The 15,374-nt window shown below is 75.0% G+C and carries 12 protein-coding genes; 6 read left to right on the plus strand and 6 right to left on the minus strand.

Annotated features, from left to right (window positions below):
• Positions 1 to 16 precede the first annotated feature (16 nt).
• A complete protein-coding gene (locus tag WCD41_RS07450; protein WP_373695105.1) occupies positions 17 to 3,454 on the minus strand; it encodes an indolepyruvate ferredoxin oxidoreductase family protein in 3,438 nt (1,145 codons plus the stop codon).
• Positions 3,455 to 3,738: 284 nt separating this feature from the next.
• Here WCD41_RS07450 and WCD41_RS07455 point away from each other — a divergent pair, with 284 nt between their 5' ends.
• Positions 3,739 to 4,230, plus strand: a complete 492-nt coding sequence (locus WCD41_RS07455) for an Lrp/AsnC family transcriptional regulator (protein ID WP_337712771.1) — start codon at positions 3,739 to 3,741, stop codon at positions 4,228 to 4,230.
• A gap of 17 nt (positions 4,231 to 4,247) precedes the next feature.
• Positions 4,248 to 5,048: a thioesterase family protein gene (locus tag WCD41_RS07460; RefSeq protein ID WP_337712772.1), complete on the plus strand. Its 801-nt coding sequence runs from the start codon at positions 4,248 to 4,250 to the stop codon at positions 5,046 to 5,048.
• Positions 5,049 to 5,057: 9 nt separating this feature from the next.
• Here WCD41_RS07460 and WCD41_RS07465 read toward each other — a convergent pair whose 3' ends face one another.
• Positions 5,058 to 6,155, minus strand: coding sequence for an SPL family radical SAM protein (locus WCD41_RS07465; protein WP_337712773.1), 1,098 nt, complete (start codon positions 6,153 to 6,155; stop codon positions 5,058 to 5,060).
• A 144-nt stretch (positions 6,156 to 6,299) separates the two neighbouring features.
• On the opposite strand from WCD41_RS07465, the gene WCD41_RS07470 reads away from it, so the two are divergent.
• On the plus strand, positions 6,300 to 6,515 hold the full coding sequence (locus tag WCD41_RS07470) for a hypothetical protein (RefSeq protein WP_337712774.1): 216 nt from the start codon (positions 6,300 to 6,302) through the stop codon (positions 6,513 to 6,515).
• Here WCD41_RS07470 and WCD41_RS07475 read toward each other — a convergent pair whose 3' ends face one another.
• On the minus strand, positions 6,516 to 7,022 hold the full coding sequence (locus WCD41_RS07475) for a class I SAM-dependent methyltransferase (protein ID WP_337712775.1): 507 nt from the start codon (positions 7,020 to 7,022) through the stop codon (positions 6,516 to 6,518).
• Positions 7,023 to 7,103: 81 nt separating this feature from the next.
• Between WCD41_RS07475 and WCD41_RS07480 the strand changes: the two genes are divergently transcribed.
• Together WCD41_RS07480 and WCD41_RS07485 are read left to right on the plus strand one after the other, a co-directional pair.
• A complete protein-coding gene (locus WCD41_RS07480; protein WP_337712776.1) occupies positions 7,104 to 8,075 on the plus strand; it encodes a phosphotriesterase family protein in 972 nt (323 codons plus the stop codon).
• Entirely contained in the window at positions 8,072 to 9,592 is a 1,521-nt protein-coding gene (locus tag WCD41_RS07485) for a class I adenylate-forming enzyme family protein (protein ID WP_337712777.1), read from the plus strand. The genes WCD41_RS07480 and WCD41_RS07485 overlap by 4 nt, the downstream gene beginning before the upstream one ends.
• A gap of 43 nt (positions 9,593 to 9,635) precedes the next feature.
• On the opposite strand, the gene WCD41_RS07490 is transcribed toward WCD41_RS07485, so the two are convergent.
• The 3 genes from WCD41_RS07490 to WCD41_RS07500 are packed head-to-tail and all read right to left on the minus strand — an operon-like array spanning position 9,636 to position 12,486.
• The gene (locus WCD41_RS07490) at positions 9,636 to 10,274 is read right to left on the minus strand and encodes a LutC/YkgG family protein (RefSeq protein WP_337712778.1); all 639 of its coding nucleotides are present in this window, start codon (positions 10,272 to 10,274) and stop codon (positions 9,636 to 9,638) included.
• A complete protein-coding gene (locus WCD41_RS07495) occupies positions 10,271 to 11,725 on the minus strand; it encodes a LutB/LldF family L-lactate oxidation iron-sulfur protein (RefSeq protein ID WP_337712779.1) in 1,455 nt (484 codons plus the stop codon). The genes WCD41_RS07490 and WCD41_RS07495 overlap by 4 nt, the downstream gene beginning before the upstream one ends.
• A gap of 17 nt (positions 11,726 to 11,742) precedes the next feature.
• Complete coding sequence (locus WCD41_RS07500) at positions 11,743 to 12,486, minus strand: (Fe-S)-binding protein (protein WP_337712780.1); 744 nt, start codon at positions 12,484 to 12,486, stop codon at positions 11,743 to 11,745.
• A gap of 265 nt (positions 12,487 to 12,751) precedes the next feature.
• Here WCD41_RS07500 and WCD41_RS07505 point away from each other — a divergent pair, with 265 nt between their 5' ends.
• The gene (locus WCD41_RS07505; protein WP_337712781.1) at positions 12,752 to 15,370 is read left to right on the plus strand and encodes a LuxR C-terminal-related transcriptional regulator; all 2,619 of its coding nucleotides are present in this window, start codon (positions 12,752 to 12,754) and stop codon (positions 15,368 to 15,370) included.
• Positions 15,371 to 15,374 lie beyond the last annotated feature (4 nt).

Below are 15,374 nucleotides of genomic sequence, written 5' to 3' on the forward strand. Positions count from 1 at the left end.
TCGCTCACATGGCCGGTCAGCCCAGCAGCTCGGCCAGCCGGGCGCGGTAGCGGGCGACGTTGCCGAGCTTGATGTCCTCGTAGCCCCGCACCATGTCGGGCAGGGCGGCGATCTCGGCGGCGCGCCCGGCGTCGTCCATCGCCAGCAACGACGGCACCAGCGCCCGGTACTCGGCCACCAGCTCCCGCTCGACGCGGCGCACCTCGGCGACGCCGAACGGGTCGAGACGCGTCCCGCGCAGGCGGCGCATCGCGCGCAGCGTGCGGTAGCCCGGACGGAACCAGCGGCCCAGCGTGATCTTGCGCTGCATGCCCACGGCCCGCAGGACCGGCGGGTGCAGTTTCCACGCGTACTTGGCGCCGTCCCCGAACTGCGCGCGCACCGAGGCGTCGAGCGCCGGGTCGAGCGACAGGCGCGCGACCTCGTACTCGTCCTTGTAGGCCATCAGCTTGTACAGGCCGGTCGCGATGGCCTCGGCCAGCCGCGGGTCGGCGTCCACGCACCCGCTGACGACGCCCGCGTACGAGCGCGCGTAGGACGCGTCCTGGTAGGCGACCAGCTCCGGCACCCGGACGCCGACCAGCCGCGCCAGCTCGCTCCCGGCCGGCGCCCCGATCGACGCGACGATCTCGGCGGCCTCGGCCGCACCGCGCGCCGACAGCCCGGGGACCCCGGTGTCGGGGCCCGTGCCGGTGACCAGCGCGACGACCGCGGCGAACGCCTCGGGGTCGGCCACCGACTGACGACCGCGGCGGAAGGCCTGGAGATTCTTCTCCACGGCCGCGCCGTTGAGGGTGAACGCCTCCTCGATCGCCGACGCCGGCAGCGGCAGCGCACCGGCCTGGAACGCGGCGCCGAGCAGGATCGTCAGCGCGAACTGGTCGTCGCCGAACAGCGCGTCGGCCAGGGCGCGGGCGTCCACGACGACGCCGACGTCGCGGCGGACCCTGGAGGCGATACGGGCGAGCACCGCGTCGGGGTCGGGGAAGGTCACCGTGGGGTCGACGACCATCGCGCCCGTCGGGACCTTCGCCGACGAGATCGCGGCGACCGTGCGCCACGTCGCGCAGGTGGCGAGGTTCGACGGCTCGGCGGCCACGAGAAGGTCGGCGCCGAGGTAGAGGTCGCACTCGCCCTCGGCGGCGCGGCCGGCGACCTCGGCGGCGTCGTGGCTGATCTTGACGTCCGAGATCACCGCGCCGCCCTTCTGGGCCAGCCCGGTCTGGTCGAGGCCGCGCACGTGGCGCCCGGCGACCAGACCGGCGGTCGCGAGGACCTGGGAGACCGTGGTGACGCCCGTGCCGCCGATGCCGGCGAGCCGGATCGTGAACGCCTCGTCGTCGACGACGGCCGGGGGCTTCGGCGCGGCGTCGGCGTCGAGCGGCTCGAGCCCGCGCGGGGCGTTCGTCGTCCCGGGCTCGACCGTGAGGAACGCCGGGCAGTCGCCGTCGAGGCAGGAGTAGTCCTTGTTGCACGACGCCTGGTGGATGCGGGTCTTGCGGCCGAACTCGGTGTCGACCGGCGTCACCGACAGACAGTTCGACGTCTGCCCGCAGTCGCCGCAGCCCTCGCAGACCCGCTCGTTGATCATGACGCGGGTCGACGGGTCGGCGAGCTTGCCGCGCTTGCGCTTGCGGCGCTTCTGGGCGGCGCACTCCTGGTCGTGGATCAGGACCGTCACGCCCGGCGTCTCGGCGAGGACGCGCTGGGCGTCGGAGTAGCGCGAGCGGTCCCAGACCTCGACGCCCTTGGCCAGCTTCACGCCTTTGTAGCGCGACCGGTCCTCGGTGGTGACGAGGATCCGGGTGACGCCCTCGGCCGCGAGCGACCGCGTGAGCGCGGGCATCGAGAGCGCGCCGACGGCGTCCTGACCGCCCGTCATCGCCGCGGCGCCGTTGTGCAGCAGGCGGAACGTCAGGTGTGCGCCAGCGGCGACGGCCGCGCGCACCGCGAGCGAGCCGGAGTGGTGGAAGGTGCCGTCGCCCATGTTCTGGACGAAGTGGTCGGCCTCGACGAACGGCATCATCCCGAGCCAGTGCGCGCCCTCGCCGCCCATCTGGCTCAGCCCGGTGACCTCGCCGACCTGCTCCTCGGGCATCAGCAGCACCATCGTGTGGCAGCCGATGCCGGCGCCGACGAGCGAGCCGTCGGGGATGGCGGTGGTCGAGGTGTTGTGGGGGCAGCCCGAGCAGTAGAACGGCGCGCGCTTGGCCCCGTCGACGGGGGTCAGCGAGAGGTCGATGCGGCTGCGGCGGGCCTTCTCGTCGCGCCAGGCCCGGACGCTCGGGACGTCGCCGTGCGCGAGCAGCCGCTCGCCGAGGCGGCGGGCGACGACGTCGGGGTCGAGGTCGCCGGCCTCGGGGAACATCGCGGCGCCGGTGGGTCCGCGCTTGCCGAACACCCGGGGAGCGTCCGCGCGGCCGTAGAGCAGCTCCTTGATCTGGGTCTCGAGGAACGCCCGCTTCTCCTCGACGACGACGATCTCGTCGAGGCCCTCGGCGAACTCGTCGACGATGCCGGGCTCCAGCGGCCAGGGCATGCCGACGCGCAGCAGGCGCACGCCGTGGCGCGCGAGCATCGCGTCGTCGAGCCCGAGCGTGGCCAGCGCCTGGCGCAGGTCGAGCCAGCTCTTGCCGGCGGCGACGACGCCGAGGCGCGCCGGACCGTCGCCGACGATGCGGTTGAGACGATTCGCCGCGGCGTAGCGCTGGGCGAGCACCAGCCGGGCGCGGTAGAGGTCGCGCTCGATCGGGCCGAGGGCGGGCTGGAGCAGCGTCGCCGACGGCGTGTGCTGCCAGGGCTTCCCGTCGATCGTGGTGTCCGGGACGACCGGGTGCAGGCGGTCGGGGTCGACGTCGACGGTGCCCGAGCCGTCGGCGACCGCGGTGACCATCTTCAGCGCGGTCCACAGCCCGCTCACCCGCGAGAGCGCGACGGCGTGACGGCCGAGGTCGAGGACGTCCTGGGAGTCGACCGGGTAGAGCACCGGGACCGCCATGTCCGCGAGCGCGGCCTCGGAGGCGCAGGGCACGCTCGACGACTTCGCCGCCGGGTCGTCGCCGACGAACGCCACCGCGCCGCCCCGGGGGTGGGTGCCGGTGAGGTTCGCGTGGCGCAGGGCGTCGGTCGCGCGGTCGAGACCGGGGGCCTTGCCGTACCAGTAGCCGACGACCCCGTCGCGCGTCAGGGAACCCGTGGCCGCGGCCAGCTGGGTGCCCTCGACCGCGGTCAGCGCGATCTCCTCGTTGAGGCCCGGCGCGAAGACCACGTCGTGCTCGGCGAGCAGGTCGCGGTGGCGGCCGAGCTCGAGGTCGTAGCCGGCCAGCGGCGAGCCCTCGTAGCCCGAGACGTACCCGCCGGTGCGCAGGCCCGCGGCGAGGTCGGCGCGGTGCTGGTCGAGGGGCAGGCGGACCAGCGCCTGCACGCCGGTGAGGTGGATCCGGCCGTGCGTCATCGCGTAGCGGTCGCGCAGGGTCACCGGGCGGCGGGGCTCGTGGTCCCCGGAGTCGCCGGAGCCCCCGGACGGGACGTCGAGAGCGGGCGGGCGGACGTCGACGGTCATGGTGGACCTCCTCCGGTGGTCCGGCGCCCGGGGTGCGGGTGGGCCCCGAGAGCCGAGCCACACGTCGTGGCGGTGTCGCTGAAGGTAGGGACCTACTCGCCAGTGGTCTATCGTCGTGTTTTCTGACTGGGCCATTGGTTCAGTCCGAACGCCTTCCGACTGATCCGCTTCGGCCATTGGACGAGACCGTGGACCTCGACGACCTCGACCGGGCGCTCCTGCTCGCCCTCCTCGAACGGCCGCGCGTCGGGCTGCGCGAGCACGCGCGGGCGCTCGGGATCGCCCGGGGCACCGCGCAGGCCCGCTTCCTGCGGCTCCAGGAGCGCGGGGTGATCGTCGGGTTCGAGCCGCAGGTCGACCCGGAGGCGCTGGGCTACGACGTGCACGCGTTCGTCACCCTGCACATCACCCAGGGCCGCCTCGACGCCGTCGCCGAGCACCTCGCGACGATCCCCGAGGTCGTGGAGGCCCACAGCATCACCGGCGACGGCGACCTCTGGGCGCGCGTGGTCGCCCGGACCAACGCGCACCTCGAGCACGTGGTCCAGGGGATCATCGGCACGCCCGGGGTGGAGCGCACCCGCACGGAGATCGCGCTGACCGAGCGCGTGGCCCACCGCGTGCTGCCGCTCGTGCGGGCGCTGCCGCGCGGCCGTCGCGGGACGTAGGTGGTCTACTCGCCGTCGTGATCGGTGAGCTCGCGCTCGACAGCACCGCCGAGCGGGTCGGCGACGGGGTGCACGAGATCGTGCTGTCCGACCGGTGGGGTCTGCTCGACGGCCGGCTCAACGGCGGCTACCAGCTGAGCGTGGCGCTGCGGGCGCTCGCGACGGAGATCCCGCTGCCCGACCCGGTGGTCGCCTCCGCGTCGTACCTCCGCCCGACGATGCCCGGCCCGGCGCGGGTGCTGACCACCGTCGAACGTGCCGGTCGGCGTCTCGCGACCGGCACCGCGCGGCTCGTTCAGGCCGGCCCGGACGGCGCCGAACGGGACGTGCTGCGGCTCGAGGCGACGTTCGCCGACCTCGCGGCCTCCCCCGCCGCGCCCGTCGACCGGACCGCGCCGCCCGAGCTGCCGGCGTTCGCGGCGTGCCGGACGTTCGGGGGCGAGGACGCGCCCGACACCGCGACCGTCGGGCAGCGGATGCGCTACGGCGTCCCCGAGCTGCCCGGCTGGGTCCGGGGCGCGCCGTCGGGCGACGCGCACGCCGAGTTCTGGTTCGCCTTCGCCGACGGGTCGGACGCGACGCTGCTCGACCTGGCGTTCGTGGTCGACGGCGCGGCGCCGGTGGTGCTCGAGCTGGGGCACGGGTCGAGCACGGTGCAGCTCACGGTGCACCTGCGCGAGCACCCCGCTCCCGGGCCGCTGATGTGCCGGACGGTGACGAACCACCTCGCCCACGGGCTGCACGACGAGGACGTCGAGGTCTGGGACGCGCGCGGTGTGCTCGTCGCCCAGTCCCGCCAGCTGGCGCTGCTGCTCTGAGGTCCGCTCCTACGTCCAGTAGAGGACGCGGGCGGCGGGGAGGCGGGCGGCGAGCTCCGACGTGACGTGGTCCCGCAACGCGGCCATCACGTCGTCCGGGTAGACGTGCTTCACCGCGCCGAACTTCCCGCGCTTCGTCTTCCGCTGCTCGGGGTCCATCTCGAGGCGGGTACGGGGGTACCAGTTCTCGAGCGTCTCCTTGCTGCCCGGCGTGAAGCGGTGGGTGATGCACTCGGCGGTCAGGTCGAGGTCCTCGATCCCCTCCAGCGCGGCGGCCACGCGCGCCAGGAGATCGCTGTACGCCGCCCGCCAGTCCCCCACCGGCATGATCGGCGCGATCGTCATCCCCACCGGCCAGCCGGCCCGGGCGAGGGTCGCCAACGCCGCGATGCGACGACCCACCGGGTCCGTGCCGCCCTCGAACCGCCCGACCACCGCCTCCGGGCCCAGCGAGAACCGCAGCCGCGTGCGCCCGCCGTGCGGCAGGTCGAGCAGGCCGTCCAGGTCGGCGAACTTGGTCGTCGCCCGCAGCTGCACGGGACCGCCGAAGTCGTGGGTCCCGACGTGCCGGATCGCCGCGGACAGGCTGCCCGTGACGTGCTCGATGCCCAGCGGGTCGGTGTAGCAGGACGCCTCGAACGTCGTGCCCTCCCCGGCGCGCGCGGCCGACGTCGACGTGATCGTGCCGTGCCCGACGTAGGCGTCCATGCCGGCGAGGATCTCCACCAGGTCGCCGAACACCCGCGTCACGGGCGGGCCGGTGAGCGAGCCGGCGAGGTAGCAGTACTGGCAGTGCGCCGGGCAGCCGCGCGCGAGGTCGACGCGCCAGTCGGCGCTCGGCGGGATGGGGTCGAGCTTGCGCGCCGAGGCCGGGCTGGTCACCACGGCCAGCGTCGACTTGGCACGGGCGTAGGTCTCGCGCCCGGTCTCGCCGCGCAGGCCGGTGATCCGGTCGCCGCGCAGCAGCTCGACGTCGTCGATCCCGGCGGCCTCGCAGCGGCGCAGGATCTCGGCGGTGTGCGGGTGCTCCTGGGCGGAGCGGGTGACGAGGACGTGCTGTGGGGTCCAGAGCCGGGGGCGCGGTCCTGCCGCGAGGGGTGTCGTCATCGCACCCACGTCAACGCGCCGCACGGTCGGCGACTTCCGCCCGGACGGGGTGATTGGGCGGATCGTGGGCGGGATACTCGCCGACGGTCCGGCGGTGTCGCCGGTCACACCGACCGACAGCTCGACCCTCTGCAGGAGGCTCCCGTGTCCGCTCCGTCCACCGGCCCCGATCTGCGCCCGGCAGCGCTCGACGACACCGCGCTCGACGAGCTCCACCGCCTCGAGGACCGGCTCGGCACCCCCGTCGTCGCCTACGAGGCCGCGAGCCCCTACGCCGAGCTCAGCGCCGACCAGCTCGCCGAGATCCAGCGCACGGAGTCGGCGCTCGGCGTGCGCCTGCTGGCCTACCGACAGGCCTGATCACCGGGCCGCGGCGCGGACGTGCAGCAGCTGCACCCCGCGCCGCGTCCGCACGTCGATCTCCGGGACGAACCCGCCCGCGACGAGGTGGTCGCGCAGGCGGTCGACGACGTCCGTGCGCGGGGCCGCGCCGCCGTCGGAGCCGTACACGAGGTGCAGGACCCCGCCCGGGCGCAGCGCCGTCGCGAGCACCCCGAGCTCGCCGGCCGCCGCCCCGGTCCAGAACACGTTGACGTTCACCGCGAGCGCGAGGTCGAACGCCCCCGGCTCGGGCCGGAACGCGGCGAGCGCGCAGGTGTGCACCCGGGCCCGCGCCCCCGGGAGACGAGCCGCGGTGGCCGCCGACGCCGTCGCGGAACGATCGATGCCCGTGTAGTGGCCGCGGGACAGCCGCTCGACGAGCAGGGCCGCCGCCACCCCGCGCCCGCACCCCACCTCGAGCACCCGCGCGTCCGGCGCGGGGTCGACGAGCTCGACGGCCGCGACGAGCCGGGGCGGGACCGTCACGGCTCGATCCAACAGCAGGCGCCTCGGGAGCCCATAGAGTGGTCCGCATCACAGACGACCACGGCGGCGGAGGTGCGGGCGATGCCCACGGTGGAGACGGTGCGGGGTCCGGTGGACGTCGGCGACCTCGGCACGACCCTCATGCACGAGCACGTCTTCGTGCTGAGCCCGGACATCCTGCAGAACTACGGCGACGAGTACTGGGACGAGGAGGTCCGGGTCGCCGACGCGATCGACAAGCTGCGCCGCCTGCGTGACCTCGGCGTCACCACGATCGTCGACCCCACCGTGGTCGGGCTCGGGCGCTACGTCCCCCGCGTCGCGCGGATCAACGCCGAGGTCGACCTCAACATCGTCGTCGCCACCGGGCTCTACACGTTCGACGAGATCCCGCACTTCCTGCACTACCGCGGCCCGGACACCGTGCTCGGCGGCGACGAGCCGATGACCGAGATGTTCGTCCGCGACATCCGCGAGGGCATCGGCGGCACCGGCATCAAGGCGGCCTTCCTCAAGGGCGTCGTGGAGGAGCGCGGCCTCACGCCCGACCAGACCCGCATCCAGCGCGCGATCGCGGCGACACACGTCGAGACCGGCGTGCCGATCACCGTGCACACCAACGCCGCGCACCAGACCGGCCGGCTCGCCCTCGACCTCTACGAGCAGGCGGGCGTCGACCTCACCAAGGTCGTCATCGGGCACGCCGGCGACAGCAACGACCTCGACTACCTGCGCGAGATCGCCGACCGGGGCGCGACGATCGGCGCCGACCGCTTCGGCATCGACGTCTTCAACCCGACCGACCAGCGCGTGGCCACCATCGCGGCGCTGTGCGCGCAGGGGTACGCCGAGAAGATCGTGCTGTCCCACGACGCGTCCTGCTACATCGACTTCTTCTCCGGGGCGAGCCAGGCGACGAAGGAGCAGGTGCTGCCGAACTGGCACTTCGAGCACATCCACCGCGACGTCCTGCCGGCCCTGCGCGAGCAGGGCGTCAGCGACGAGCAGCTCACGACGATGCTGGTGGACAACCCGCGGCGGTACTTCTCGTGAGCCCCATCCCGCTCCCGCGCGGCGAGGCCCCGTTCGACACCACCGGCATCACCCGCGGCGCCGACGACGTCGCCCGCTACGACCACCTCGCGCCGTCGGTCGTGGCCATGGTGCGGGCGTCGGTGGAGCGCCATCCCGACGTCGAGGCCGTCGTGGAGGTCGGCGGCGAGCGGGTCACGTACGCGCAGCTGTGGGAGCGCGCCGCGCGGGTCGCGGGCGGGCTGGTGGGCGACGGCGTCGGCCGCGGCGACCGGGTCGCCTCGCTGCTGCCGGCGGGCCTGGACTGGGTGGTCGGCTTCCTCGGCACGCTGCTCGCCGGCGCGGTCGCGGTGCCGGTGAACACCCGGTTCGCGGCGCCGGAGGTCGAGCACGTCCTCACCGACAGCGGCGCGAGGACCGTGCTGCGGCCGGGCTCGCCGCTGCCGGACGGCCACCCGGAGGCCCTCGACGACCTCGTCCCCGGCGACCTCGCCGCGATCTTCTACACGAGCGGCACGACGGGCCGGCCCAAGGGCGCGCGTACGACCCACGGGAACTTCCTGTCCAACGTCGAGACCGCGGTCCGCGTGACCGGCATCGACCGCTCCACCGGGCCGACGCTGCGCAACCTCGTGTCGGTGCCGCTGTTCCACGTCACCGGCTGCAACTCCCAGCTGCTCGTCCAGCTCGGGCTCGGCGGCACCACGGTGGTGCTCCCGGTGTTCGACGGGGCGACGTTCGTGCGGACGATCGTCGCCGAGCGCATCGACACGATCGTCAGCGTCCCGGCGATCTACGGGCTGACGCTGGCGCGCGACGACCTCGGCGTGGACTTCCCGCACGTGCGGCGCGTCTCCTACGGCGGCGCCCCGATCGCGCCGGCGCTGGTCCGGCGCCTCATGGAGCGGCTGCCGCAGGCCCGCCTCGGCAACGGGTTCGGGCTCACCGAGACCTCGTCGATCGCCACGTTCCTGCCGCACGAGTGGGCGGCGGCGGACACGGACTCGGTCGGGTTCGCGGCACCTGTCGTCGACCTCGCGCTCGACGACGTGGACGACGCCGGGGTCGGCGAGCTGCTGATCCGCGGCCCGAACGTCGTCGACGGCTACTGGGCGGCCCCCGAGGCGACGGCGCGGACGTTCGTCGACGGCTGGCTGCACAGCGGCGACCTCGCGCGCGTCGACGACGGCATCGTGCGGATCGTCGACCGGGCCAAGGACGTCATCAACCGCGGCGGGGAGAACGTGTACTCGGTGGAGGTCGAGAACGCGCTGGCCGGGGCGCCGGGGGTGGCCGACGCGGCGGTGGTCGGGGTGCCGGACGACGTGATGGGCGAGAAGGTCGGGGCGGTGCTGGTCGGCTCCGGGATCGACGTCGGCGACGTGCTGGCCTACCTGGACACGCAGATCGCCGACTTCAAGGTGCCGCAGTACGTGGTGGTCTCCGCCGACCCGCTGCCCCGCAACCCGGGCGGCAAGCTGCTCAAGCGCACCCTGCGCGACGGCACCGACTGGGGCGCGCCGGTCCGGGGCCGCTGATCCCTACGTGCGCGAACTTCGGTGCTATAGCCCCGAAGTTCGCTCACATGGGGGCGACCAGCACCACGTCGAGACGGCGGGGGCCGTGGACGCCCTCGACGCGGTCGAGCTCGATGTCGCTCGTCGCCGACGGGCCGGAGACGAACGTCAGCGGACCGTTCGGGTCCAGGCGCGCCAGGGCCTCGGGCACCGACGACACCACGGCCTCGGCGCGCAGCACGCACACGTGGTGGTCGGGGACCAGCGTGATCGCCCGACGGCCCTGGTCCGGGGCGAGGGCGTCGAGCACGAACGTGCCGGTGTCCGCGATCGCCACCGCGGCTCCGGTGACCACGGCGTCGACGCGGTCGAGGTCGGCGACCGACAGCGGCGGGTCGTCGGTGCGCACCGACGCCCCCACACCGGCGAGCCAGCCCGACGGCAGCCCGGGCGGCGCGACCACCGTCGACGCCTCCCCCAGCACGGCGGCGATCGCCCCGGGCACGTCGTCCTCGGAGCCGACGCGGTGCACCGTCGCCCGGTAGTCGGTCAGGGTCCCGGTCAGGCGCTCGACGGCCGCCGCCGACCCGGGCGCGTGCACCCCGCGGCGCCGGTACTCCCGCGGCACGTCCGGAACGGCGGAGCCGCCCGCGTCCCGCGCCGTCCGCAGCCGGGCCAGGACCTCCTCCCGAGCGCCGGTCACGTGGATCCCCCACGCCGGGCCCACAACTCGCGGAACGTCTCGGCCGGCGGTGGCGGCATGTCCCGCGCGCCGAACCACGCCGCCGCCCCCGGCCCCGGCACCGAGCGGATCCGCCCGGACCGCCCGAGCAGCCTGCCCAGCTTCATCGCCCGTTCCAGCAGTGAGAACCGCCCCGGCGAGGCCATCGCCGCGGCCGCCGCGCGCATCGCCACGTCCTGCGCGGTCGGCCGCCCGTGCGCCTCGACCGCCGCCGCGCGCTGCTGCACGAGCAGGTGCGGGATGTCGATGCGCACCGGGCAGGCGTCGAAGCACGCCCCGCACAGCGAGGACGCGTAGGGCAGCGAGGCGTTGACGTCGTCGGGACCGTCGATGCCGGTCAGCTGCGGCGAGAGCACGGCCCCGATCGGGCCGGGGTAGATCGAGCCGTAGGCGTGCCCGCCGGTGCGCTCGTAGACCGGGCAGACGTTGAGGCACGCCGAGCACCGGATGCAGTGCAGCGCCTGGCGCCCGTCGGGGGAGGCGAGGACGTTCGAGCGCCCGTTGTCGAGCAGCACGACGTGGAACGTCTGCGGGCCGTCGCCGGGGGTGACCCCGCTCCACGTCGACGTGTACGGGTTCATCCGCTCGCCGGTGGAGCTGCGCGGCAGCAGCTGCAGGAAGACCTCGAGGTCCGACCACGTGGGCACGATCTTCTCGACGCCCATCACCGTGATCAGGGTGTCCGGCAGCGTCAGGCACATCCGCCCGTTGCCCTCGGACTCGACCACCGAGATCGTCCCGGTGTCGGCGACGGCGAAGTTGACCCCGGAGACGCCGACCCGCGCGGAGAGGAACTTCCGGCGCAGGTGCGCGCGGGCGGCCATCGCGAGCCGCCGCGGCTCGTCGGTCAGCGACGGGTCCACGTCCGGCATCTCGCGCAGGAAGATGTCGCGGATCTCCGAGCGGTTCCGGTGGATGGCCGGGACCAGGAAGTGCGACGGCGTGTCGTCGGAGAGCTGGACGATCAGCTCGGCGAGGTCGGTCTCGAGCGCGGCGATCCCGGCCTCGCCGAGGGCCTCGTTCAGCCCCGTCTCCTGGGTCGCCATCGACTTGACCTTGACGACCTCGTCGGAGCCCGTCGCCCGAACCAGGTCGACGACGATCCGGTTCGCCTCCTCGGCGTCCCGCGCCCAGTGCACGACGCCGCCGCGCGCGGTCACCGACGCCTCGAACTGCTCGAGCAGCTCCGGCAGCCGCGCCATGACGTCGGCCTTGAGGCACTCGCCCGCGCGGCGCAGCTCCTCCCAGTCGTCCACCTCGGCGACGACCCCGGCGCGCTTCGCCCGGATCGTGCGGGTGGCGTGGCCGAGGTTCTGGCGCAACTGGGTGTCGCCCAACGCGCGGTGCGCGGCGACGGGGAACGGCTCGGTCCCGCGCAGGTGCCCGTGCGGGTCCGACGCGACGGTCGGCATGCCTAGTGAAACGGTCGTCACGCCGCGCCCTCCGCGGTCGAGGCCAGGATCTCCGCCAGGTGCACCGTGCGGACGCCCGAGCGCAGCCGCGAGAGCCCGCCGCCGATGTGCATGAGGCACGAGGTGTCCCCGGCGGTGCAGACCTCGGCCCGGGTCTGCAGGACGTTGGCCATCTTGTCCGCGAGCATCGCCGTCGAGGTCTCCGCGTTCTTCACCGCGAACGTCCCGCCGAAGCCGCAGCAGACCTCGGCGTCGGGCAGCTCGGTCAGCGTCAGCCCGCGGACCTCGCGGAGCAGCCGCAGCGGCTTGTCGCCGACGCGCAGCATGCGCAGCGAGTGGCACGTCGGGTGGTAGGTGACGCGGTGCGGGTAGTACGCCCCGACGTCGGTGACGCCCAGGACGTCCACGAGCAGCTCGGAGAGCTCGTAGGTGCGCGCGGCGAGGGACTCCGCCGCCTCCGCCAGCTTCTCGTCACCGCCGCGGCGGGCCACCATCGCGTGCTGGTGGCGCACGCAGCCGACGCACGACCCGGAGGGGGCGACGACGACGTCCGCGGCGCCCGAGAACACGTCGACGTGGTGGCGCACCAGCGGCAGGGCGAGGTCGAGGTAGCCGGTGTTGACGTGCATCTGCCCGCAGCACGTCTGGTCGGCGGGGAACACGACCTCGTGCCCGAGGCGCTCGAGCAGCTCGACGGTGGCCCGGGGGGCCTGCGGGAACATCGCGTCCCCCAGGCAGGTCGCGACGAGGGCGATCCTCAACGGCGGTGTCCTCCCGCGGAGGGTGGTGGTGGTCGGAGCAGTGTCCCCCGACCGGTGGGCGAGCCGCAGGGTCAGGGGCGGCCGGTACCCGTGACCGCGGGTAACCGGCAATCCCTACGCAGAACTACGTAAAGCGGCTCCGGGCGCTTCCGCCACCGCCGTCGGGGTGAGGACACTGCCACCTGACGTGTGATCACCGTGCCGGCTCGGGGGACGGCGCGCGCCGCACGCGACCTGCCGACCGTCGGGCGCGAGGAGGCGAGGCATGCCCGAGAGCCGACCCCTGGTGGGGCGGTCCGAGGCGATCGCCGCCGTCGTCGCGTCCAGCCGCGACGACCAGGTCGCGGCCGTCGTCGTCGGCGGCCCCGCGGGTGTCGGGCGCACCCGCTTCGCCCGCGCGGCCCAGGCGGCGGTCACGTCCGGCGGCGCGCCCTGGCGCACCGAGGTCCTCATGACCAGCCCGGTGACCGCGGACCTCGCGCTCGGCGCGCTCGGACACCTCGTGGGGGACCTCGACCCGTCGGTCACCGACCCCGCCGCGCTGCTGCGCGAGACCCGGCGCCGGCTCACCGACGGCGGGCACCGCCGGCTCGTCGTCGTCGACGACGCCCACCTCCTCGACGCGACCTCGGCGGTGCTGCTCGCCCAGCTCGCCCGCACCGGCGCGGCGTTCCTGCTGCTCACCGCCCCCACCGGCGCGGTGTCCCCCGACCCGTTCCACGCCCTGTCCCGCGACGGCTACGCCGCCCGCATCGAGCTCGGCGAGCTCGACCGCGCACAGTCCGACCACCTCGTGACCAGCACGCTCGGCGGTCACGTCGACGGCGTCACCCTCGACCGGCTCTGGGAGCTCTCGCAAGGCAACCCGCGCTTCCTCTCCGAGCTCGTCGACGGTGCCCGCGACGAGGGGGCGCTGCACCGGGCCGGCGCGGTCTGGCGCTGGGACGCCCCCCGCCATCCGCCGCGGCGCCTCATCGAGCTCCTGACCTCGCGGGTCGGCGGCCTCGCGCCCGTCGAGCAGGACCTGATGCGCCTGCTCGCGTTCGGCCAGCCGCTGGGCTGCGAGGTCGTCTCCGGTCTCTACGGCGACGTCGTGCTCGCGCGCCTCGAGACACAGGGCCTCGTGACCTCGGTGCGCGACGGCCGGCGTCTCGAGATCGGCCTCGCCCACCCCCTCTACACCGAGCTGCTGCGCAGCCGCGCGACGCCGCTGCAGGAGCGCGAGGCCTACCGGCGCCTGCGCACGGCCCTCGAGGCCTCGGGGTCGCGCCGCGCGGGCGACCGGCACCGCCTGCTGGCCTGGCGCGCCGCCGAGGGCATGGCCACCGACCCCGCCGAGCTGCTCGACGCGGCCCGCGGCGTGGCCCCCACCGAGCCGCGGACCGCCGAGCGCCTCCTGCGCGCCGCCGCCGACCACGGCGCGGGGTTCGAGGTGCTCTGGCGCCTGGGCCTGCTGCGCGTGCGGCTCGGCCAGTTCGAGGGCGCCGAGACGGCGTTCGCCAGCGCCGCGAAGCTCGCCGAGGCCACCGACACGGTCGACCTGACCCTGACCGACGGGCCCGATCCGCTCCTCGTCGCCACCGCCCGGTGCCGCAACCTCTACTGGGGCCTGCGCGACGAGGCGGGCGCGCTCGGCGCGGCGGCCGCCGCCCTCGCCGCGGCCGAGCTCCGCGGCACCGGCGCCGGGCCCGCGGCCGCTGCGCTGCGCGGGTTCGTCGCGCTGGTCGCCCACCGTCCCGCCGACGCCCTCGACGCCGTCACCGCGCACCTCGGGAGCGGACTCGCCGGGCATCCCGAGGCCCTCGCGGTCGCCGCCCTCGCCCACGTGCGCCTCGGACGCAGCGACCGGGCGCTGGCCCTGACCGCTGACACCGACGACGTCGGCGACGGCTGGGTCACCGTCGAGCTGCGCCTGGCCCGCTGGTCCGCGCTGCTCGCGGCGGGACGGCTCGACGAGGCCGAGGAGCTCGCCCGGCGCGGCCACGTGGAGGCCGGCCCCGGCGGGGTGTCCGAGCACGTCGCGCTCTACGTCGCGTGGCTCGGCGTCGTCGCGGCGCGGCGAGGGCGGCTGCGGACGGCGGTCCGCCTGCTCCACGAGGCCGCGGCCGGGGTGTCGGCGCGGCACTTCCCCTTCACGGTGCCGCTGGTCAGCGAGCTCGCGGTCGCGCTGGCCGGGCTCGGGCGCACGACCGAGGCCCAGGACGTGCTCGCCGAGGCGCACGGTGTCACGGGCGGGCCGTTCGCGGGGTGGATGCAGGCGGCGCAGGTCTGGCTCGCCGGCATCGACGGGCGGGTCTCGCGCGCGGTGGAGCTGGCCCTCGACGAGCGGCCCGGCGCGTCGGTGCCCGACCGGCTGCAGGCCCTGCACGCCGCGGTCCGCCTGGGCGCCGGGAAGCCGGTGGCGGGCGCGCTCGACGCGGTCGCCGCACCCGTCGAGGGCGACCTCGGGGGGCTGCAGGCCGCCCACGCCCGGGCGCTCGCGAGCGGGCACGGGGCGGGCCTCGACGCCGTCGCGGCGGGCTTCACCGAGCTCGGCCACGTGCTGCTGGCCGCCGAGGCCTCCGCGCAGGCGTGCGCGGCGCACCGGGCGGGCGGCAACAGCAAGGCCGCCGGCTGGTCCGCGTCACGCAGCCGGGCCGGGATGGAGCAGTGCGAGGGCGCGGAGACCTCGGCCGCGGGGCTACTGGAACGCACCGGTGAGCTCACGCCGCGCGAGGCCGAGATCGCGGCGCTGGCCGCGGGCGGGCTCACCAGCCCGGCGATCGCCGACCAGCTCGTCATCTCCGTGCGCACGGTCAACAACGTGCTGCGCTCGGTCTACGCCAAGCTCGGCGTCTCCGGGCGGGGCAAGCTGGCCGAGGCGCTCGGCCTCAAGCAGGCCTGACGAC

It is taken from the genome of Actinomycetospora aeridis (assembly GCF_037400275.1).
Taxonomy (GTDB): Bacteria; Actinomycetota; Actinomycetes; order Mycobacteriales; family Pseudonocardiaceae; genus Actinomycetospora; species Actinomycetospora aeridis.